Source organism: Vibrio sp. 1727 (assembly GCF_033344415.1).
GTDB lineage: Bacteria > Pseudomonadota > Gammaproteobacteria > Enterobacterales > Vibrionaceae > Vibrio > Vibrio alginolyticus.
In genome coordinates, this window is sequence record NZ_JAWPOT010000007.1 from 25,742 (window position 1) to 47,490 (window position 21,749).

Annotated in this window: 16 protein-coding genes; 5 read left to right on the forward strand and 11 right to left on the reverse strand. The window is 44.9% G+C overall.

What is annotated here, in order from left to right; translation table 11 throughout:
* The first annotated feature begins 105 nt into the window (after positions 1-105).
* The 5 genes from hrpA to R8O10_RS08915 all read left to right on the forward strand — a co-directional run bounded on the left by hrpA (position 106) and on the right by R8O10_RS08915 (position 7,928).
* Positions 106-4,092 carry an ATP-dependent RNA helicase HrpA gene (gene hrpA / locus R8O10_RS08895; RefSeq protein ID WP_318191312.1) on the forward strand — a complete coding sequence of 1,329 codons (3,987 nt, stop codon included), beginning with the start codon at positions 106-108 and terminating at the stop codon, positions 4,090-4,092.
* 182 nt (positions 4,093-4,274) lie between these two features.
* Positions 4,275-4,754 (forward strand): outer membrane beta-barrel protein, encoded by a 480-nt coding sequence (locus tag R8O10_RS08900; protein ID WP_021033871.1) that lies wholly within the window; start codon positions 4,275-4,277, stop codon positions 4,752-4,754.
* Between the two features lie 199 nt (positions 4,755-4,953).
* Complete coding sequence (locus R8O10_RS08905; RefSeq protein WP_005377661.1) at positions 4,954-5,469, forward strand: outer membrane beta-barrel protein; 516 nt, start codon at positions 4,954-4,956, stop codon at positions 5,467-5,469.
* Positions 5,470-5,831: 362 nt separating this feature from the next.
* Entirely contained in the window at positions 5,832-7,412 is a 1,581-nt protein-coding gene (locus R8O10_RS08910; protein WP_005377659.1) for a BCCT family transporter, read from the forward strand.
* A gap of 126 nt (positions 7,413-7,538) precedes the next feature.
* Positions 7,539-7,928 carry an ATP-binding protein gene (locus R8O10_RS08915; protein ID WP_262602228.1) on the forward strand — a complete coding sequence of 130 codons (390 nt, stop codon included), beginning with the start codon at positions 7,539-7,541 and terminating at the stop codon, positions 7,926-7,928.
* A gap of 19 nt (positions 7,929-7,947) precedes the next feature.
* Here the strand turns inward: R8O10_RS08915 and R8O10_RS08920 are convergent, their stop codons facing one another.
* The 11 genes from R8O10_RS08920 to R8O10_RS08970 all read right to left on the reverse strand — a co-directional run bounded on the left by R8O10_RS08920 (position 7,948) and on the right by R8O10_RS08970 (position 21,658).
* Complete coding sequence (locus tag R8O10_RS08920; RefSeq protein WP_005377654.1) at positions 7,948-8,586, reverse strand: sugar transferase; 639 nt, start codon at positions 8,584-8,586, stop codon at positions 7,948-7,950.
* A 10-nt stretch (positions 8,587-8,596) separates the two neighbouring features.
* On the reverse strand, positions 8,597-9,787 hold the full coding sequence (locus tag R8O10_RS08925) for a glycosyltransferase family 2 protein (RefSeq protein WP_262602227.1): 1,191 nt from the start codon (positions 9,785-9,787) through the stop codon (positions 8,597-8,599).
* Complete coding sequence (locus R8O10_RS08930; RefSeq protein ID WP_165935345.1) at positions 9,780-10,898, reverse strand: glycosyltransferase; 1,119 nt, start codon at positions 10,896-10,898, stop codon at positions 9,780-9,782. Before R8O10_RS08930 ends, R8O10_RS08925 begins: the two co-directional genes overlap by 8 nt.
* 221 nt (positions 10,899-11,119) lie before the next feature.
* Positions 11,120-12,553: a chain-length determining protein gene (locus tag R8O10_RS08935; protein ID WP_318191313.1), complete on the reverse strand. Its 1,434-nt coding sequence runs from the start codon at positions 12,551-12,553 to the stop codon at positions 11,120-11,122.
* Complete coding sequence (locus R8O10_RS08940) at positions 12,550-13,674, reverse strand: glycosyltransferase (protein ID WP_053307081.1); 1,125 nt, start codon at positions 13,672-13,674, stop codon at positions 12,550-12,552. Before R8O10_RS08940 ends, R8O10_RS08935 begins: the two co-directional genes overlap by 4 nt.
* A gap of 115 nt (positions 13,675-13,789) precedes the next feature.
* Positions 13,790-15,154, reverse strand: coding sequence for an O-antigen ligase family protein (locus R8O10_RS08945; protein ID WP_005377645.1), 1,365 nt, complete (start codon positions 15,152-15,154; stop codon positions 13,790-13,792).
* Positions 15,151-16,581: a lipopolysaccharide biosynthesis protein gene (locus R8O10_RS08950; RefSeq protein WP_033905253.1), complete on the reverse strand. Its 1,431-nt coding sequence runs from the start codon at positions 16,579-16,581 to the stop codon at positions 15,151-15,153. Before R8O10_RS08950 ends, R8O10_RS08945 begins: the two co-directional genes overlap by 4 nt.
* Positions 16,574-17,746 (reverse strand): glycosyltransferase, encoded by a 1,173-nt coding sequence (locus R8O10_RS08955; protein ID WP_318191314.1) that lies wholly within the window; start codon positions 17,744-17,746, stop codon positions 16,574-16,576. Before R8O10_RS08955 ends, R8O10_RS08950 begins: the two co-directional genes overlap by 8 nt.
* An 11-nt stretch (positions 17,747-17,757) precedes the next feature.
* Positions 17,758-18,942, reverse strand: coding sequence for a glycosyltransferase (locus tag R8O10_RS08960; RefSeq protein WP_053307082.1), 1,185 nt, complete (start codon positions 18,940-18,942; stop codon positions 17,758-17,760).
* Between the two features lie 144 nt (positions 18,943-19,086).
* Positions 19,087-20,157 carry a glycosyltransferase family 4 protein gene (locus R8O10_RS08965; protein WP_318191315.1) on the reverse strand — a complete coding sequence of 357 codons (1,071 nt, stop codon included), beginning with the start codon at positions 20,155-20,157 and terminating at the stop codon, positions 19,087-19,089.
* Entirely contained in the window at positions 20,132-21,658 is a 1,527-nt protein-coding gene (locus R8O10_RS08970) for a sigma-54-dependent transcriptional regulator (protein WP_053307084.1), read from the reverse strand. The genes R8O10_RS08965 and R8O10_RS08970 overlap by 26 nt, the downstream gene beginning before the upstream one ends.
* Positions 21,659-21,749 lie beyond the last annotated feature (91 nt).

Consider the following 21,749-nt stretch of genomic DNA (forward strand, 5'->3'; position numbering starts at 1 on the left):
CGCTGAACATGTTCGAAAAAATTGAATGAGCTTTCGGTTATCTTGTTACAGATCTTGTGTGATACAATCCGCGCAGTTTTTGTAATGAAAAGAATAGGAAACGCTTTGACTTCGTCACAGCCCCCAAAAAAGAATCTAGCTGAAGAGCAAGCGACACCGTCAAATGGTGCGCAAAAAGCGACAGCGAAACAAGCTCAAACACCTCAGGCTCAAGTGAATAGTGCTGCATCTCTGCGTAAAGCGCTGAATCAGTGCATGATGCGCGACCGTTTCCGCTTGAGTAAACGTATTTCTGGTGCAAGCAAAATTAAGAAGGACGCAGCGCGTCATGCTGTGTTCGACGAAATCGCATTAGACATCGCAAAATCCATGATGGTTGCAGAGCAGCGCAGCAACTACAAACCAACGATTGAGTACCCAGAAATCCTGCCTGTAAGCCAAAAACGTGACGATATTGCGAAAGCGATCGAAGAAAACCAAGTGGTTATCGTCGCGGGTGAAACCGGTTCTGGTAAAACCACTCAGCTACCAAAAATCTGTGCTGAGCTTGGTCGCGGTAAATTTGGTCTGATTGGTCATACTCAGCCTCGTCGTCTTGCAGCGCGTTCGGTTGCTAACCGTATTGCCGAAGAGATGGAAACCAAGCTTGGTGAGTTTGTTGGTTACAAGGTTCGATTCAACGATCAGATCTCTGAAAATACCCAAATCAAATTGATGACGGACGGTATCTTGTTGGCTGAAATTCAGCATGACCGTTTCTTGAATCAATACGACACCATCATTATCGATGAAGCGCACGAGCGCAGCCTCAACATCGATTTCATCTTGGGTTACTTGAAAGAGTTGCTGCCACGTCGTCCTGATTTGAAAGTGATCATCACGTCGGCAACCATCGACCCAGAACGCTTCTCAAAACACTTCAACAATGCACCCATCATTGAAGTATCGGGTCGTACTTACCCGGTAGAAACACGTTACCGCCCACTAAGCGGTGATGACGACAATGATCGTGACCAGCTTGAAGGCATCTTCGAAGCGGTAGATGAACTGTGCGATGAAGGTTTAGGTGACATCCTGATTTTCATGAACGGTGAACGTGAAATCCGTGATACCGCAGATGCATTGTCCAAACGTAATCTGAAGAGCACGGAAATTGTGCCGCTTTACGCGCGTTTGTCGGCAGGTGAGCAGAATAAGATTTTCCAACCTCATACTGGTCGCCGAATTGTACTGGCAACCAACGTGGCAGAAACCTCGCTAACTGTTCCGGGCATTAAGTACGTTATCGACCCGGGTACGGCGCGTATCAGTCGATACAGTTACCGTACTAAGGTTCAGCGTCTTCCAATTGAGCCAGTTTCTCAGGCGAGTGCGAACCAGCGAAAAGGTCGTTGTGGTCGTGTGGAAGAGGGTATTTGTATTCGTCTGTACTCAGAGGAAGATTTTGAGTCACGCCCAGAGTTTACTGATCCTGAAATCCTACGTACCAATCTAGCGTCGGTTATCTTGCAAATGACGGCACTTGGTTTGGGTGATATTCAAGCGTTTCCGTTTGTGGAAGCACCGGATAAACGTAACATCCAAGACGGCGTGCGTTTGCTGGAAGAGCTTGGTGCGATTAACTCTGAGGTAAAAGACCCGAAAAAGCGCCTGACTTCCATTGGTCGCCAATTAGCGCGTTTGCCAATCGATCCGCGCTTGGCGCGTATGGTATTGGAAGCGCCAAAATATGGTGCGCTTAAAGAAGTGATGATCATCGCAGCTGCCTTGTCGATTCAAGATCCACGCGAGCGTCCTTCCGACAAACAACAATCTTCAGACGATAAACATCGTCGCTTCTTCCATGAAGAGTCGGACTTCCTGACATTTGTGAATTTGTGGGAATACATCCAAAAGCAGCAAAAAGCCTTGTCTAGCAATCAGTTCCGCAAACAGTGTAAGCAAGACTATTTGAACTACTTGCGCGTTCGCGAGTGGCAAGACGTGTACTTCCAAATTCATCAGTCGATGCGTGAGATGGAGTTCAAGCTTAACGACGAGCCCGCTTCTTACCATGGCGTACACAATGCCATTTTGGTTGGTTTGCTGTCGCACATCGGCATGAAAGACCAAGAAAAGAATGAATATCAAGGCGCGCGTAATGCTCGTTTCCATATCTTCCCTGCATCAGGTCTATTCAAGAAACAGCCTAAGTGGATCATGTCTGCTGAGTTGGTGGAAACCTCAAAACTTTGGGGTCGTATCATCGCAAAGATTCAGCCAGAATGGATTGAGCCGTTAGCTAAACACCTTATTAAACGCAGTTACAGCGAACCACATTGGTCGAAGAAACGCGCTGCGGTGATGGCGCACGAAAAAGTCATGCTTTACGGCGTACCAATCGTACCGAAACGCTTGGTCAACTACGGCAGTATCGATTCGACCATAAGTCGCGAAATCTTCATTCGTAGTGCATTGGTTGAGGGTGAATGGGAAACCAAACACGCGTTCTTTAAGCAAAACCGTAAGCTTCTGCAAGAAGTGGAAGAGCTTGAGCATAAATCTCGTCGTCGAGACATCTTAGTGGATGATGATGAGCTGTTTGATTTCTATGACCAACGCGTTGGCACCGAAGTGGTGTCTGGTAAGCATTTCGATACGTGGTGGAAAAAGGCATCTAAAGAAAATCCGGAACTGCTGAACTTTGAAAAAGAGATGCTATTCAAGGGTGATGCTAGCCATGTGACCGATTTGGATTACCCGAACTTCTGGCATCAAAATGGTTTGAAGCTCAAATTGAGTTACCAATTTGAACCAGGCGATGATAGTGACGGTGTCACAGTGCATTTGCCGTTGCCGATTTTAAACCAAGTTGAACCAGCGGGCTTTGACTGGCAGATCCCAGGTTTACGCCATGAGCTTGTGGTTAGCTTGATTAAATCGTTGCCAAAGACAATTCGTAAGAACTTTGTGCCTGCGCCGAACTATGCCGATGCATTCTTAGCGCGCGTTACGCCAATGGAAGCTCCGCTGTTAGATTCATTGGAGAAAGAGTTGCGACGCATGACGGGCGTAGAAGTGCTGCGTGAAGACTGGAACTTGGAACAAGTACCTGAGCACTTGAAAGTCACGTTTCGTGCGGTTGATCACCGAAATCGTAAACTGAAGGAAAACAAAGACCTTCATGAACTGAAAGAAAGTTTGAAAGACAAAGTTCAAGAAACGCTTTCCAAAGTTGCGGATGACGATATCGAACAGCAAGGTCTGCATACGTGGAGTTTTGGAGAATTGCCGAAAGTGTATCAACAAAAACGTGGCGGCTACGATGTAAAAGCGTATCCGGCGCTTGTTGATACCAAAGACAGCGTTGAAATCAAACTCTACGAAACGGAGTACGAGCAGATCACCGCAATGCGCGCTGGCCAGCGTCGTTTGATTTTGTTGAATGTACCGTCTCCAATTAAATATTTGCACGCTAACTTACCGAACAAATCGAAGTTGGGGTTGTATTTTAACCCTTACGGCAAAGTGCTTGATCTGATAGATGACTGCATTGCCTGCGGTGTCGATAAGCTTATTGAAGAGCAGGGTGGTTTAGTTTGGGAGCCAGAGAAGTTCGAAGCATTGAAAGAACACGTTCGTGCTGAATTGGGTGACACCGTTGTAGAGATCGCTCAACAGGTTGAGACTATTCTGACCACGGCGTTTAGCATCAATAAGAAGCTAAAAGGCAAGATCGACTTCACAATGGCGTTTGCTCTGTCCGATATCAAAGCACAAATTGAAGGCTTGATCTTCAAAGGCTTTGCAACGGAATGTGGCTGGAAGCGCTTGCCGGATATTCTTCGCTACATGCGCGCGATAGAGCGTCGTATGGAGAAGTTGCCAATCGATCCAAACAAAGATCGTTTACATATGCTGAAGATTGAATCTGTGACTCAAGACTATAAAGAGTTGCTGAACAAGATCCCGAAAGGTGTGGCCATTCCTGAAAATGTAAAAGAAGTGCGTTGGATGATTGAAGAACTTCGCGTGAGTTACTTTGCTCAACAATTAGGCACTCCTTATCCTGTTTCTGATAAACGAGTCAAAAACGCGATTGATGCTTGCTAATCAACCAGTAAAATAGTGTCAGATTTGTAATTATCGCTTAAGAAGTTGCTGGTACACTAATTGCTAGTAACTCAATAAGCATTATTTTTTAGTTCTGGGAGGCAATAGTTCGCCTCCCTTTATTTGTAGTACCAACGACTGAGTTATGCAGACGTGGGAATAATAAAGAGTAAAGGTAGATGATGAAAAAAACTCTATTAGCAGTGGCGCTACTTGGCGCATCTTCTGCGGCAATGGCGGATTCTTGGATTTACGGTGGTGCAACAGTAGGTCAGTCTGACTACAAAGGTGAGACGGACACATCATACTCTGTTCACGTTGGTACAGGCATTCTACCTATCATTGGTGTTGAAGCTGGTGTAACACAACACGGTGAGTTCAACGTAAATGGTCAAGACACTAAGCTAACTTCTTACTACGCAGCACTTAAGCCAAGCATCGACTTCGGTCCGCTACACGTGTACGCAAAAGGTGGTTTCCATCAGTGGGACAAAAAAGTGAAAGGCGGCAAAGACGATGACGATTTGGACCTAATGTACGGTGTGGGTGCTGAGTACTTCATTTTTGGCCCAATGTCTGTTGGTGCTAGCTACATGAACTACACTGCTGGTAAAGACGATATCAGCACGTTCTCTGTTAACGCAACACTACATTTCCTATAAGCGTCAAGCTTTCTAACACCATATGAAACACACCGGCTTTATGTCGGTGTGTTTTTGTCTGGAAGTCACAAAACAAAAGTTGAACATAAATTATTCACTTTTAGAGTCTTAAAATGCCTATGCTTTCCAATATATAGTGGCGATTAAATGCGCATATTTGCGTAATGTTTCGCTTAGGAATCGATCAGGAAGGGATAGTATGAAAAAAACACTCTCGTTATTCGCTCTAACGTTGTGCTCAACGTCAGCAATGGCTGACTCTTGGATTTACGCTGGTGGTCAAATTGGTCAGTCCGATATCGACAGCGAAAATGATACAACTTATGGTATTCATGTCGGTACTGGTATTTTGCCATTCATTGGCATTGAGGCAGGCTACTTTAACCACGGCAAAGTGGATTTATCTTTGAGTGGCAGCAGGGGTAGTGCTGATTTTGATTCATTCTATTTAGCGGCGAAACCTAGTATCGACTTCGGCCCGTTACACGTTTACGCAAAAGGCGGCATCAATGCATTCAACGTTGATTATGACGGCGGACTGAGAAACTTAGACAAAGATGATGGCGTCTCTTACATGTATGGTGTTGGTGCCGAATACTTCTTGCTTGACAATGTGTCTGTGGGCGCGAGTTATCAAGCGTTTGGCGTGGATATTGAAGGCGATAGCGATACCGTTAGCAGCGTAACAGGGAACATCACCTTCCATTTCTTATAACGCTCGCTGGATGAAAGGTTTGCTGATTTGGTTTCGTCGTTAATTGTGAAACCAAATCAGCGCAGGTCTTCTCTATTTGCGCAGTGACTGGCTATGAACTTAAGTCTTTCTTGTGTCTTTTCTAGTCTACAACCTACGACAAAATCAATCGTTAGACCTCATAATTTTTGTGTTGATATTATTTCCCCTTCATCTGTCTCGAATTGAGCTTAAAATGCAATAAATCACGACTTTTTGCAAAAATATGTGATTGCTGCTAAAATTCGTCCCGCTTTAAAACTTTAGAGTTCAAATTAATGGAGGGCGGTATTGGAGCTCTTCTCACCTGAGGGGCGTTTCAAATTCACGTTAAATTTGTATTTATGGATAATGCATTTAAAAAATATAGTATTGATACAACCGATTATCAGGTTGGACAGGATAACGTTCAAAAGTGGGGATTCGATATACATAACCCGGTTTTTGGCATTAGTGCGGGGCTCGTTGTTTTCTGTCTGATTTCACTTCTTCTTGTTGAGCCAACCACTGCTCGAGACGTATTAAACGGTCTAAAAAACGGAATTATCGAACAGTTTGATGCGTTCTTTATGTGGTCGACAAACTTCTTCTTATTGTTCGCCGTTGCTCTTCTTTTTTCTCCGCTAGGTAAAATCCGCTTAGGAGGCAAAGAAGCAACGCCGGATCACTCAACCGTTTCTTGGTTGTCGATGCTTTTCGCCGCGGGTATGGGTATTGGTCTTCTGTTCTGGAGTGTGGCTGAGCCGACCGCGTATTTCACTGATTGGTGGGGAATGCCACTTAACGCAGTACCATACACCGAAGAAGCAAAATCCCTCGCGATGGGTGCCACTATGTTCCACTGGGGTGTACATGGTTGGAGTATTTACGCACTCGTTGCACTAGCATTAGCGTTTTTTGCCTTTAACAAAGGTTTACCACTTTCATTGCGCGCGGCGTTCTATCCAATTTTTGGTGACCGTGCATGGGGCTGGTTAGGTCACGTTATTGATATCCTTGCCGTTTTGTCGACGCTATTTGGTCTTGCAACGTCGCTAGGTCTGGGTGCTCAGCAGGCGACCAGTGGTATTAATCATGTCTTTGGTCTAGAAGGCGGCATTGGTACACAAATGATTGTGATCACCTTCGTTACCTTTATCGCGGTGCTATCAGTGATTCGTGGTATTGATGGTGGTGTTAAGCTACTGAGTAACGTCAATATGGTGGTTGCGTTTGCGCTGCTTATTTTCATTACCTTCATCACGTTTGATACGGCGTGGAGCTCGCTACGCGACACAACAATGGCTTACATTGAAAATATTATTCCATTGAGTAACCCTCACGGTCGTGAAGATGAAACTTGGATGCACGGCTGGACGGTATTCTACTGGGCTTGGTGGGTATCTTGGTCACCGTTTGTTGGTATGTTTATCGCGCGTGTGTCTAAAGGTCGTACGGTTCGAGAATTCTTATTCGCAGTCATCGTTATTCCTACAGTTGTTACTTTGATTTGGATGTCTGTGTTTGGTGGTATCGCGCTTGACCAAGTGGTGAATAAAGTTGGTGAGCTAGGTGCAAATGGCCTAACTGATATTTCATTGACTCTGTTCCATGTTTACGATGCGCTTCCGTATAGCTCAGTGATTTCAATGCTTTCTATCGTGCTGATTCTGGTATTCTTTATTACATCGTCAGACTCTGGCTCGCTGGTTATCGATAGTATTACCGCCGGTGGTAAGATTGATGCACCAGTACCGCAACGCATTTTCTGGGCGTGTATTGAAGGTGCAATTGCAGCCGTAATGCTTTGGGTTGGTGGTAAAGAAGCCCTGCAAGCATTGCAATCAGGCGTTGTTGCAACAGGATTACCGTTTACTTTTGTTCTGCTGTTGATGTGTGTCAGTTTGGTGAAAGGGTTAAGAACTGAACTGCCAGCTTACAAATAAATACAACGCGATCCATGATTGAGTTTAAATGCCGAGCCTTATGTGCTCGGCATTTTTTATTTCTACTTTTCTTTTCCAATAATTTCGTTACAGTTTAGGCTTATTTCCACCTCATTAAACTGCATTATGTCACTGGCTAAACTCATTCTTATTCGTGGACTTCCGGGTTCAGGTAAAACAACCTTAGCAAAACAACTGGCAATAGAGCTTGGTGCTAAGCATTTTGAAGCTGACATGTATTTTGAAAATGATGAAGGTGATTATCACTTTGAACCGGTTCAATTACCTCAAGCGCATGAGTGGTGTTTTCAGCAAACTAGAAAGTGGTTGAACAAAGGGAAAGTTGTGATTGTGAGCAATACGTTTGTTCGACATTGGGAGATGAAGCGTTACATGGACTACTGCATGAAGAGGCGCATCGAGGTGGAAATTAAAGTGTGCCACGGAGCGTATCAAAGCATTCATGATGTGCCACCAGCGACGATAGAAAAGATGCGCCGCCAGTGGCAAGAGTGACCGTTACCAGAACCGGAAGTTATTGACCTCGTCCGTCAATCATCACAACGAATGTTTTGCTCATGATTGAAAGGTCCATTGAAATCCAAGAGTAAAACGAACCTAAGCTTAGTGCGTAACTGTGGTCAAACCCAACTTTGCGTCTTACATCCTCAATGCATGCATCATAGCCTTGGTTAACCTGAGCTAAGCCTGTGATACCTGGTAACACGCCATATGTGCGCTCTACAAAATAGGGGATTTCATCTTCCAATTTCTGGTAGAAAGCTGGGCGTTCTGGGCGCGGCCCAATCATCGACATTTCACCTCTCAACACATTAAACAGTTGAGGTAGTTCATCTAAACGTGTTTTGCGTAAAAAGCGTCCTACTGGCGTGATGCGGGGATCATTTTCAGTTGCCCATACTGCGCCAGAGCGTTGCTCTGCATCAATATACATGGTGCGAAACTTCATGATTTGAAAAAGATCCATTTTTTCTGGTGTGCAGCGTCCTACTCGCAATTGGCGATAAATCACAGGGCCTTTCGATGTGGTTTTGATCGCTAGCGCGATAAATGGGAATAGTGGTGCAGTGACGACCAAAATAAGCATTGCAACCAGTACATCAAACGTTCTTTTTGCGTGGCATACATTTGAATCGTAGCGTGAGTTTTTCATGATGCTTTCCTTATTGGTTGACGCGTTTCCAACGTCCATTTTCCATTCCGAGCAAATACTTCATACCGCCGATAAAGTTGGCGAGATGACCAATGACGATGTAGCTAATCAGCTTAAAAGGTTTAATAGTGTTAAGTGCTGGCATTAAGTAAGTAATAAGCGCGATGCTGTAAATACCAACTTGTGCGAACAGCATTACTTGAAACAGCGGATTGTGTGCCAGTAGTAGTGAGCAAATAAAGCAAACAATCATCAAATAGGGTGTTGCTAAGCGCAGAACCTTTCCCGATAGAAATGCAAAGGCAGTGCCACGATAACGAGGTAGCAGTAATTTCTTTAATTGCATGAGCTGCTGCATGTTACCCGCTGAAATTCTTAGGCGCCGCTTGAAATCTGCGTTGTCTGAGCTCTGTTCTAGTTCAAGAGCCAGCATGTTTGGCTCGTAAATAGCGCTATAGCCTCGCAAAACGATTCTCATAGGGAGAATAAAGTCGTCATTAATGGTGCTGACTTCCAGTGGTTCAAATAAGTGAGTTCTGAAAGTGTAAAATGCACCGTGGGAACCAATCGTTGAACCTAACAAGGATTCTTGATGCTTTACTCGAGACTGGTATCGCCAATACGCCGCTTCACCTTGGTTATTAGTACTCATTATTTGATATGTTGCGTTAACCACTCCAACGTTCTCATTTTGATAATGCTGACTAGCTAGCAACAGAGAATCGCAAGAAATCAATGCCGACGTGTCACTCAGTGCGGTAATGTCCGAGCTAACATGACGCATTTCTTCGTTGAGTAGGGCAACTTTACCGCGATTGACTTGGTGATCATTAATAATGAACAGAGTATCAGAGCAGATTGCTTCTTGAATTGTCGCTTGAGCAATCTCGGCTGTGTTATCTGTGCAGCCATCACATGCGATCACTACCCTTAATTTATCCCTCGGGTAATCTAGGCTCGCAAGGTTACGGATCTTCTCTGCTATCCATTGTTCTTCATTGTAGGCGGGCACGATGACAGTAATAGAGGGTAGCTGGTTATCTGCTTTGGAGGCTTTGTAAGCTCGCTCTACAAATGGTGCTTTGGTTTCGTCTTGCTGTTTTAAAGGAAGCCATTTAAGGAGCAGTGGGTACCCAACGTGATGATAGACAATCAAAAATGCGGATAAACCAAACCCTATAATCCAAAGTAAATCATTCATAGCTAGCCTCCTTGGCCAAACGTGAGTAGCGACTCACCATGTCTCTGATATCAAAGTGTTTGAGAATAAAAGTTCGAGGAGAGCGGTGTGATGATTCCAGTTGTTGTGATAACGCTTCGGCCAACAAAAACACGCGATTTGCTTCAACCAGTGTGCTGTTGTTCGGACAGAGCGTCTCTTTCACGCCGCCAACATCCGTCGCGACGCAAGGAATGTCACATGCTTGAGCCTCGAGGGTTGAGAGAGGAAAGCCCTCTTGAAGTGATGGTAAGCAAAACAAGTCTAGGCTTTGGTAAAAGCTGGGCATATCGTCCACCAAACCTAAAAAGGTTACTCGATCTTCAAGTTTTAACGTTCTAACTTGTGCTTCCAATTGAGTTCGCTGAGAACCATCACCGGCTATTGCTAGGTGTGTGTTTGGCGTAAGATGAGAGAAGGCTTCGATAAGCACTTTATGGCCTTTAACTGCTTCTAGACGCCCGGCAACGCCAATCACGATTTTGTCGGTTGGAAGTTCAAACAAGTGTCTTGTTGCCGTTTGGTCACCGCTTTTAAACTTCTGGCAATCGATTCCATTGTGAATGGTGCAGACTTTGCGGTAATTCAGTTTTGTCTGGATTTGTTCGGCGACAAAGTTCGCATCGGCAACCACATGTGGACGAATCATTTTTAGCAGTAGGGACTGCAGTCGAGCTGATTTTTTGTTATTAAGGTGCCATGCGTCGTGTTCGGTATGAATAACTACAGGTACGTGCGCTAAACGTGCCGCAATCCCACCATATAAGAGTGGTCCGATATGGTGAGTGTGGACCACGTCTGGTCGCATTCTTTTTATCATTGAAGTCAGTGTAGCGATGGTCTTCCCGCTGAATCCAGGTCTTTTATTAAGAAAGTGCAGTTGGCCTTGGTAGGGCAATAGTTTTTGCCAGCATTGCAGTGCTTGCGCTTTGCTTCCCTCTAAACTTACGACAAAAACGGAATGGTTTGGCTGCGCAAAACGAAGCATTTCTAGTACGAGCGTTTCTAAGCCGCCAGGAGCTAAGTGCTGCACGACGTGTAATATCACTTTTTTGCTGTGCTTAGTGTTATTGTGCTTTTGTCTGACTTCCATTTTCAAACCCTCGTTGAGTTCTTTGTTTATTTAGGAATTGCAGACAACGTGCCAAGAAATTAAGCATTTAAAAACAATAAGTTAGCTTCAGTTCGTGTGAGTTTCTATGTTTATTCTCAATTTGAGATTCATATTAGTGGACATGCTATGAGGCTGTATAAGGCAGTAGTAAAAGAAAAGCACTCGCCGACCGAGTGCTTGTAAATGAGTTCTTATGGCGGTTAGTTTCCGTACACTACGTTAGGTAAAGTGGTGATGACAGGAACACCAAGGTGTTTTTCTAATGCTCTTTTTGAGCGGATAGAGTTATCGGCTAACTCAAGTATCGTCGCTAATCCAATGCCTAAACCAGCGCCACCAATAAATCCTAAAGTGACAAATACAAAACTAGGTAAGTTAGTTGGAATCGTTGGCGTGAACGGTTCATCAATGATTTTTACGCGCTTATTCTCTTCAAACTCTCCCAAAGAACCCGTTAGTTGGGCCATCTCATAGCGTTCGACGAGTTCATCATACATTTCTCTCTTCACTGCGACGTCACGAGCTAAGCGGTTGATTTCTGTTGCTGTGCTCCCAAATTGGTGCGCATTTCGCTCTAATTCTTGGATCATATCTCGCAAGCTGTTGGTTTCTTCCGTAAGTGCTTCAAAACGTCCGCGCATCATTTGTAATTGATGTAGTTGGGAGACAAGTAGAGGCTGTGCTTCGCCAAGACTGTTTACTGTGGTATTGCTCGCGATATCCCATAGTTGAGCACTGTTTAGTTCTGGTTGTTTAGAGTTCAAGAGTACCGAGCGTTCCTGCTCCAACCGGTTTAATTCTCGCAACTTACCTTGCACCAAACTATGCGCCTCTGTGTATTTAGCGCGAAGCAGGGTAAGTTCACTACGAATGTCGATGATTTGCTCTTCCAGTTTACCGATAACCGGGTTCGTTTTGGATAGTTGTTGATCCAAACTGCCTAGACTTCGTGAAACACCAGCAAGCTCCGCCTCCTTTTCGGCTAGCGTTTGTTTGAGGCTAGCAAGGCGAGTAAGGCTTTGAGCTTGCATTTCGGGCGTCGCGTCTGAGTAAGTATTTTTATACTCTGCAAAAGCTTGTTCAGCCTTGTCTAGTTCTTCCCTGCGTTTGTTGATATGGATAGTCAAAAAATGACTCGAATCTTTAATCGAAGAACGCTCAGGAGCCAAAAGCTGTTCGACAAAATGCTCTCTGACAGAGAGCAGCATCGACTCCATTCCTTCTGATTTACCACTTTGCAATTGAATTTGAATGAAGTCTTTACCGAGTGGCTGAACAGACAGGCGCGACGCAAGATCTTTTATGATGAACTCTTGCTCTTTTGCACTCATCTCGTCATTGATCAGCGATTGTTCTTTTGCGACAGAATACAAAACGTGTCGGCTTTTTAGCAGAGTACTGAGTGCGCTCAATCGGTCTTTAAGCATTGTTGAGACGGCAAGGTCTTGAAGGAACGGGTTCATTTTCGCTGTCTCTTGAATAAGCATGCTGGTGTGAGCAACATAAGTCGTCGGAACCAGCTTACTTACGATGAAACCCAGCACCGGCAAGACAAGCATAGGGATAACGATCATGTAACGACGTCGCCAAGCGCCATGTAGTAATACACTAAGGTTCTCTCTCAAATCGTTCATAGCGTCCTCACTAATTTCTCAACTTGGTTGGCTCTTGCTTCCCAGCTTTGCTGTTGAACGTATTGCTTTGAGTTTGCTGGGGGTGGGATCAAGTGATCGAGACTGGCACATACGTCTTCTAAATTTTGAACTACATGGAGCATATGCTTGTACGGCATTAATGCAGGAAACGACGTGCTAATAACGGGGGTTCCCGTTGCCAAATACTCAAGAAGCTTGAGGGGGTTACACGCTTTGATTTGAGCGTTATTAACAAAGGGCAACCAGCTTGCGTCCCAGTGTTGAGAGTAGCTTGGCAAAGTGTGATGAGCTCTTGGGCCGAGATAGTAAACGTTACTTCTTTGAGGTAGCGGATTGTCACTGAACTCGTTAGGGCCGATGAACACGAGATCCCAGTCAGGCGCTTGGTCTGCGACTTGGGCAATTAAGTCGTAGTCTAACCATTCAGACAAACTGCCATAAAAGCCCAGCACTTTGCGACCATTATTAGGAAAATCTTCAGCCTTAGGTGCTGGCTCAGAAAACAGACTAAAGTCGACACCGTGAGGCAAAGTGACGGTTTTACCAGATGGAAATTTGGTGGAGAGTGTTTCGCTTGCCGTAAAGATAACGCTGGCCGCATTAACAAGAGTACGTTCGTGCTTGGCCACCGTGTCGTGGTCAACACCAGCTAAAGCGCTAAAGTCATCGCCACAATAGTAAATCAGTCCACGTGGGTTCATTTCTGCACAAAGATCGGCAGCAGTCGGGAGCGACGTCCAAAATACAGGCTTATCAAAACCAAGAGCTTGTAATTGTTTATTGAGTTGGTGTTTCATCATCTTAGCGGCCACTTTTCTTGCTAATGCAGAACTAGGGGCAGGAATGGTGAGCAAGTTGATGATGTGAATGTTTGGGTTTGTTTCAGAGTCCAATGTTGGCTTGTGTGAGCCTACGTTATGAAATACACGAGTGAGTTTGTTTAACGCACGCTGTATGTCTTTAGAATCCAGCTTAGGTTGACGAAGGCCAATGGAGTTCACCCAAAGGATTCGATGGTTCGCTGCTAGTTGCTTGACAATATGCTGAGTGGAAGAGGGTAACCCACCAAAATCTTCTCCAAATACTACGATGTCTGTCATGTGGCTCTCCTTGAGTCTTGGTTATTTGATTACTAATTAAGTGAGTAATCACAATGCGTGCCAAGGAATTAGCCATTTTAAAACAGTGAGTTATGGGTTTTGTTTATGTTTGAAACTAGGATTTCTCATTTTGACAATCACTTTGAACGATTCGGCTAACGACAACCGTTAACGCCGCTAGAATGTAAATTGGCCAAGTGAAACCTTGAGTCAGAAACGTGCCTGATACGATGGTACCGATAAGCCCACTTAACACGGCGTTTGCTCCTACAGAGAGGGTGTAATCTGATTTTGGTGTTAGCAATGAGATGGAATGCAAAGAGGTGCGGATCAATGACACAATTAAAGTAATGAACACCGCGAGCCCGACAAAACCCGTTTCTGCTAACACGCCAAACCAAGTACTATGGACGGCGTGGTTGATACCATCCCAGTGTGGGCTGTAGAAATAGTAATTAAAGTAGAAGTTATCTAGACCTACGCCAGTCAACGGGTGATGCAGCGCCATTTTAAATGCCGCTTCCCACGCATAAAGTCGCCCCATCGCTGAGGCATCTATACCATCCTCAGCGGCTCCCCCCGATTCTCGTCCTGAAATACCAGCGAATGCGTAGAGTACGATCGCTGCGATAGCGCCTAATACCAAGACTAATGTTTTGCTTTTGATGTGTTTAAAAGCAAAGTAGGCAAATACAGACAGTGAACCTAGTAACCCACCGCGGCTCTGCGTTTCAATGATCGCAAAGAACAAAACCAAACAGGTGATAAGGGCAAAGAGTCTGAGATGTTTGGGGGAATGTTTTTCCATCAATTGACTAACGGTAAAGGCAAGGGGAAACATCAGTACTAGTGCCAAATCGTTAGGATCGCCAAGTACAGAACCTATGGAGCGTCCTATTGACACGCGCGTTCCTTCGACTAAATCAATGCCATTCGCTGCGTTTTGTAATGCCACTAAGCCAATCAATAATCCGGCGAAAATAATTGCTTTTGACATCTGTGCGAGCTGTGAAGGTTTAGTAATAAGCCAGGTGATGGCCAACGTCATAATGATGATTTTCCAATAGGTATTTTTGAACACCGTTATTGCGATATCACGACTAGAAGCGAATATGATTCCGATGATCACCAGACCCCAAAATATACACAGCCACTTTAATGAAGGGTGCCAAAAAGCTGTAATCTGGCGGCTTATAAGAAGGTGAAAAGCGAGTGCGGCGAGTGCCCCCAGTGATAACAGTAATGGGATCTTGAAGTTATAGATAACAGGAAAGGCTTCGTGAATACGAAAGAATGAAAAAATAACGAACAGTGTGACAAGCCAAAACGTTTGATTGAGAACAAACAGTAACGCGAGTGGTGCGAAACACAACGCGACAATCAAAATGGGATGAGGCATAACAATCCAAAGCAGGCCGATACAGACAGTGATCGTCAGTGCTGCGATGGACTGTTTTGTTCTCACCTTGGTTTCATTCATAACGAGTATCTCTTCACCTGTCCACGCCTTTTCACTATGTATCGAGTGAGAGCATTTAGCGTCTCTTTACTCATGTAGCGAGTGGCTATCCCTGCCAGCAAACTGCATGTCAAAATGCAAATTGCGATGGCGATTCCTATTGATTGTGAAGAGTGAAGCAGGAACAGTGCCACACCGGATATAATCTGTAATAAAACCATCAGACTTAGGTGAAAAGGCAACGTCATACATTGTTGGCCTACTACATAAGTCAGGCCCAGCTTACACAGTTGTGCGTAATAAAGCGCAATGAACACACCATAAATACCCAGAGAAGATAAGCCAAACAGCAAAGCAATCGCAACGCACGCAGAGACGACATTTATACCCAGTAGCCAGCGAGTACGACGCTTGTACAAAATGGAGATGTTAATCAGCTCGCTCCATTCTTTTAACATAGCGATAGGCAGCAAGAATAAGCTGAATAGTACCGCCTCATGATAGGTTTCTGGCAGTAAGTGGGTGATCATCACCATTGCTAATGTGCCGACCACTACACTCAAACCTGTAATGTAAATCATACCTAAGTGTGTGATGCGCACTGCTTCAGTGTTCTTGCGCCCTTCTAAGTAGTTAAATCGACGTGGCATCCACCACATGCCAAATGGCTGCACTAAAATACACATGCCCACTGCAAATTTTACCGCTATCGCGTAAATCCCTAACGTCGCAAGAGAAGTGTTGGCACCAATGAACCAGCGTTCAGCGCCATTGAGACAAAATGCTACTAAACCGGCCATCATCATTGGTAGGCAGTAGTTTAGGTATTGTTTTGCCAATGTCAGTTTAGGAAGGGTGATATTGTAACTGTTAACGATGTGCAGCCAAACAAATTGAGTAATAGCAGCCAACAAGCCCCCCCACAAAACAGAAATAACATGGGGATGAACAGACAGCGCCGCGACGATAAAAATGACCTGAAAAATGGTGGTAGTGACCATGACGTTAAGCAGTGTTCTTGCTTTGTCGTCTTGTGTTCTTAACCAGGCAGTGCCGATTGCAATACTGCCTTCTAGAACGATGGCAAACATAACAATAGCAAATTCGACTCGCGTAAAAGGCGCGGGAATGGGGGCGATTAAAATGATAGTGAGCAAGCTAAGAGCAACGACGCCAGCGATGAGTAAAGCAAGTGAGTACAGCTGGTTTAGTAGGCTTGTGCGCGTATTTTTATCCTTTTCAACGCCGACGAATCGATAAAGCGCTTCATGCAAAGCGAAACTGACAAACAAGGTCGTAACAACACCAAAGGTTGTTAGAAGCTCAAGCTTGCCCATTTGTTCTGGTGAGAGAAAGTGGGGCAATACAGGCAGCATGATTAGGCTGATGCTTTTATTGATCACTAAGGCGATAGCAAATAGCGTCATGTTGGTCATTGCTTTAGACATGGTCATATCCTTTGATGTCTCGCGGTGTCTTGAGTGTGCAATCATTGTTGGTAGCAATTTCGGCAGCAAGGTGCTGGGCGATTGGCAAATAACAACGTTCGGCTGTGTATAGTTGAGAAACATTGAGTGCTTCGATACCCATCGTTACTTTCATCCACGGCGATTCATTCAAAAGGCGAATTGCGTTGTGTAACGAAGCCACATTGTTAGGCGTGTATTTAATACAATTTCGGCCGTGAGTTAACACGCGGTCCCAATAACTATCATCATGTGGAATGATGACACACATACCTGCAGCGAGCGCTTCCAAAATAGATAACCCAAAAGGTTCGTTGAGACTGGTGGAAACAAACACACCACACTGTGAACGCAATTCATCTAAGTTGTTTGGGCACTCATGCCATTCAACACCTTGTGTGTTGAAGTCCGGTGTTGAATATTCCACACCTGCCACGTTAGGTTTGATGTAACACACGGTGGATTTGATCTTTTTCGACTCATCAAGTGTTAAAGCATCAAGCAAAAGATCGATGTTCTTCCATTTTAGTAAGCTAGCTGCCCAGAAAACGCGGCTTGAAATCGGATTCGCTTGTTTTGGCCAGCGATCTTTCGATAATCCATTAACAAATGTAGATGTATTCAAACCACACCAATAGCGTTCGGTGGCTGGCTTCTCTGTTTTGAGGTAGGCCTGTAATGCTTCTACCATTGATTCGCGGGTGTTTGCCAAGTAGTAAACTGCCGATGCTTTTACTAAGCAGTAGCCAGCAGATCTCGATCGTCCAATAGGGCCATGAACCATCTGTACCACAGGCTTTTTGCTAATTAATCGTAGTAAGTACAAAGGCATATCATTACTTGGGCAAGATAGGCCCAAAAAGCTATCTATTTTTGGCAGCTTCATGCACGCGTAGAGAAGTTGGAGAAAGTAGTAAGCGTTCATCAACCAGTAGGTCAGTCCATGAGTCGAGTTAAATGGTGATGGTTTTATTTTTATAACTTGCACACGCGGTGTATCACTAAGCAGTGACGCCCAATGCTCTGGATTTGTAGTGAGTAGATAACCAATCACGTTCAGCTTATCGCACTGCTTAAGGAGCTCTGCATTCGCGATTTTGGATCCACCTTGCATTGGGATGGCGTCGAACATCAATACACGTTTCATGACCGGGCTCCTCAATTGATGCTCAACCAGCGTGAAAGAGGCTTCATGCAGTGAGTCATTGGCATTGGTGTAATGGCGTTGTTATTAAGTTCACCTTCGTAAATACGTTCAATAGCGTTGATAGATGCAGTCGTCGTTAAGTTCTGGCTAGCATGTAGGTAAGCGTTTTCCGCCAGCTTGTTTCTTAATGCCGCGTCTTGCATGACTTGTTGAATCGCGTTTAACAGGCTCGCCATTCCACTGTTCTGGTACAGCAATGCAGAGTGATTATGCTCGAACAACTCAGGAATGCCTCCTGTTTTAGGAGCCACGATAGGCAGTTGAGCTAAAGCCGCTTCCCCGAGCACGAGACCAAAGGCCTCTTCATAGGCGCCGCTAATAAAAGCGTCTGCATTACCACACATCCACGCTCCGGCATTGTGTTGTTCTCCGACAAAGTGCACTCGTTCTTGGATACCAAGATCCGATGCAAGCTGTTGCAATGCTTCTCTTTCTTCGCCGTCACCAACAATAACAAGGTGAGGGTTGTTGTGGTGGTAGTTGTGCATGCGCATTGCGCGAATAAGGCGGTCGAACCCTTTGCGCTTAATCAGCGAACCCACCGACAGAAAGGTAAAGGCCTGTGATGGGATTCCGAGGCGATCTTTAATGTCGATGGGTGTATCCACGCCTTGAAGTGACACGCCGTTGTGTACGACATGAAGTTGGTTTTGTGGGTAGCCGTCCTGAAGAATTTCGCGTCCAACATCTTTGCTAACGCAAATCAATTTTGGAGAGAGGTGAAGTCCGAGAGAGAAGCGATCGCGCAATGTATAATGGCAATGAAGTTGCGTGACAAGTGGTATATGATTCATGCGAGCAGCCAAACACATCCATTGACAAGGGCCGCCGCTATTGACGTGTACCAAGTCGATGTTGTGCTTTTCGATCAATGCTGAGCCTTGTTTGATAAGGCTATTCCACCCGCTAATATCCCAGCGCGGAGCGCTCCAACCACCCACCAAATTGAAGGCTGAATGTTCCGCTTCAATTCCGAGCGATTGGCACTTATCGATTAATGGTTGGCAGTTGGACCATACGAATGGCTCAAACTTATCGCGGTCGATTCCTGAAATGAGATCCAGAAGCACCACTTCACTGCCGCGAATCCAATTATCACCATAATGAACATATAGAATGCGTTTTGGCGTAGTCATAAGTCACCTCTGTCTCATCATTAATCTGCGTTAACTGCTGAGCTGCAATAGAGATGCCAAAATATGCCATTAGTTTATGTGATTGAATCTTATGTGATATTTATGTTTGGAACTCATCATTCTCATATTGAGAACCAATATGGATTAGTGATCCGTTTCAATTTGATATTTTTGTAGCAATACGGGAATCACACTTTGCGCTGAGAAATCATCAATGATGGTTTGTCGAGCATTCTGGCGAATGAGTGATTGTTGCGCTTCACCAATCGACATCCAGTCATGAAGACATTTAGCAAGAGAGGGAATGTCTTCGACGATAAAACCATTTTTACCCGTTTGGATAATATCTGGAAGACGACCTACACGTAAGCTCATCACGGCAATGCCTCTCGACATGGCTTCAAGCGCCGCCATTGGAAGACCCTCATAACGAGAAGAGATGATAAGTACGCTGATATTTTCCCAAACACCTTCCATATCGGTTTGATGGCCGAAGAAAGTCACATTTGGAGGGGCAGTTTGATTAAGCGATTCTTTTTCTGGGCCATCACCGTACACACTAAACTGTAATGTTGGACAGAGCCTCGCTACCTCAATAAATTGATCGGCGCCTTTTTCCTGACTCAATCGGCCGACAAAAGCGATCTCCTGATAGTTGAGTTGACTGTTGGGAATCGAAACAAAGTTATTCAGCAGTTCTGAAGAACAAAAAACTTTGCGCTGAATACTTGGACTGACAGCAAAGCAATAGTCAGATAGGCTGCCTGAGCTTCTATCAAGCCAATCGTATAGCCATAGCTTCCCTGAGGACGATTCACCAGCATGATAAGTTGAAATCAAACGAGGAAACGTACGGGTGAGCAGTTTGGCGCAGCGCGACAAAATCGACGCTTTATAACCATGGGAGTGAACCACTGAGGGTTGGTGATTGGCGACAGCGCTTGTTAGGTGTTTAATTTTTAAAGCTTTATTGGGCTCGCCAGACAAATAGTTTAAGTAACTCACAGGGATCGCGGCTTCTTTTGCCTTCTGTACAATTTGAGCGGCTGCCGAATACTCAGTGGTTAGCACAACTCGAGCTTTGTTTCCAAAGGCGATTAATCCCCGAGCTAGCTCGATAACGTGACTTTCAATGCCGCCGAATAGACGGCTATCAAGCAAGATCCAAATTTCACCAATGGCAGGTTTATCAAGATTGTTCGAGATTAATTTCATCCGCTTCCCACGCTTGTTTTTTTCGGTAAACCGTAGATGGGCTTAACTCCAGCATGACAGCGGCGTTGAGGACGTTGCCATCACAGTACGCAATTGCGTTTTGAATTGCTTCACGCTCTACTTGCCACATAGGGCGAATGGTTCCATCAGAGTTAAAGTACGGTGAGGTAGCAGCAGAGGACGGTGTACCAGGCTGCTCTGCTGCGGTAATCGACGGTTCGACCGCAGAAGGTGAAGGTTCCTCAGTATAAACAGGTGGTGGTGTGATTGGTGCAATGTTTGTTGACTCTTGAGCAACATGCGCAGGCGTCGTTGTTTTCGTCACTTTAGACTTTTTAGTAAGTTGAGCGGGTAGGTGGCTCACCGTGACTTTTTCGTCGTTATTAAGCACCACAATGTTACGTATGATGTTTTGTAGTTGCCTTACATTACCCGGCCATTCGTAATGCTTGATGATATGTTGAGCTTCACTGTCGATTGTTGAGAATTTCTTTTTGTCCTGTTTGGCGTAAGTGGTCAAGAAGTGCTTGGCAAGCGTGACGATGTCACTTCCTCGTTCACGTAATGGGGGCATATCGATAGGTATAACGTGCACACGGTAGTATAAGTCTTCACGAAAACGACCTTCTTCTACTTCTGTTAATGGATCTCGGTTAGTGGCACAAATGATTCTCACATCTACTTTCATTTCTCTAGTGCCACCAAGAGGGGTGTAAGTGCCCGTTTGTAGAAAACGGAGCAACTTCTTTTGCATCTCAAGTTCCATTTCACACAGCTCATCAAGAAAAAGCGTACCACCATGTGCCAGCGTCGCCGCACCTTTTCGATCTGTTGTTGCTCCAGTAAAGGCCCCTTTAACGTGACCAAAAATCTCACTTTCCATCAAATCTCGTGGAATAGCCCCACAGTTAATTGCAATAAAAGGCTTGTCTTTACGGTCGCTCTGGCGGTGGACGGCTTCAGCACAAACTTCTTTACCTGTGCCGCTTTCTCCCACAATAAACACACTGGCAGAAGTTGGCGCAACAGCATCAATGGTCTTGTATACCGCCTGCATCGGGAGGCTTGAACCGATGAATCCGTGATAGTTGTGGCGATCAAACTTGGACTGAATATTTTCCACCAAATCTTCCAATTTGGCGCGTTTAAGGTGCAATGCGACTGATGTTTTTAGGCGATCAGCGTTTATGGGCTTTTCTAAGAAATCTTCCGCACCTTTTTGAATTAGATTAACGGCTAAGTCGACGCTGCCGTGTGCCGTAGCAATAATAACGGACGTAGGAATGTCATTCTGGTTGATCCAATCCAACACGTCTTCGCCAGACATGTCGGGCAGTTTCAAATCGAGAATGATGAGCTGAGGTTTGCTTCTTTCAATAAATTGAATCGCTTCGCGACCTGTCTCGACATGAAAAATGTCATAAGGTTCGTCTTTCACATACTGCTTATAAAGTATGGCTAGTGAAGTAGAGTCCTCTACCAGTAACACCCTTGGTCTCATAGTCCCATCCCAACGTAGTTTGTTTCATTTTTTATGATTTTTGTCAGCACTACTATTTGGCATTATGAGTGGTTTATAGCTCTCTAGTGCT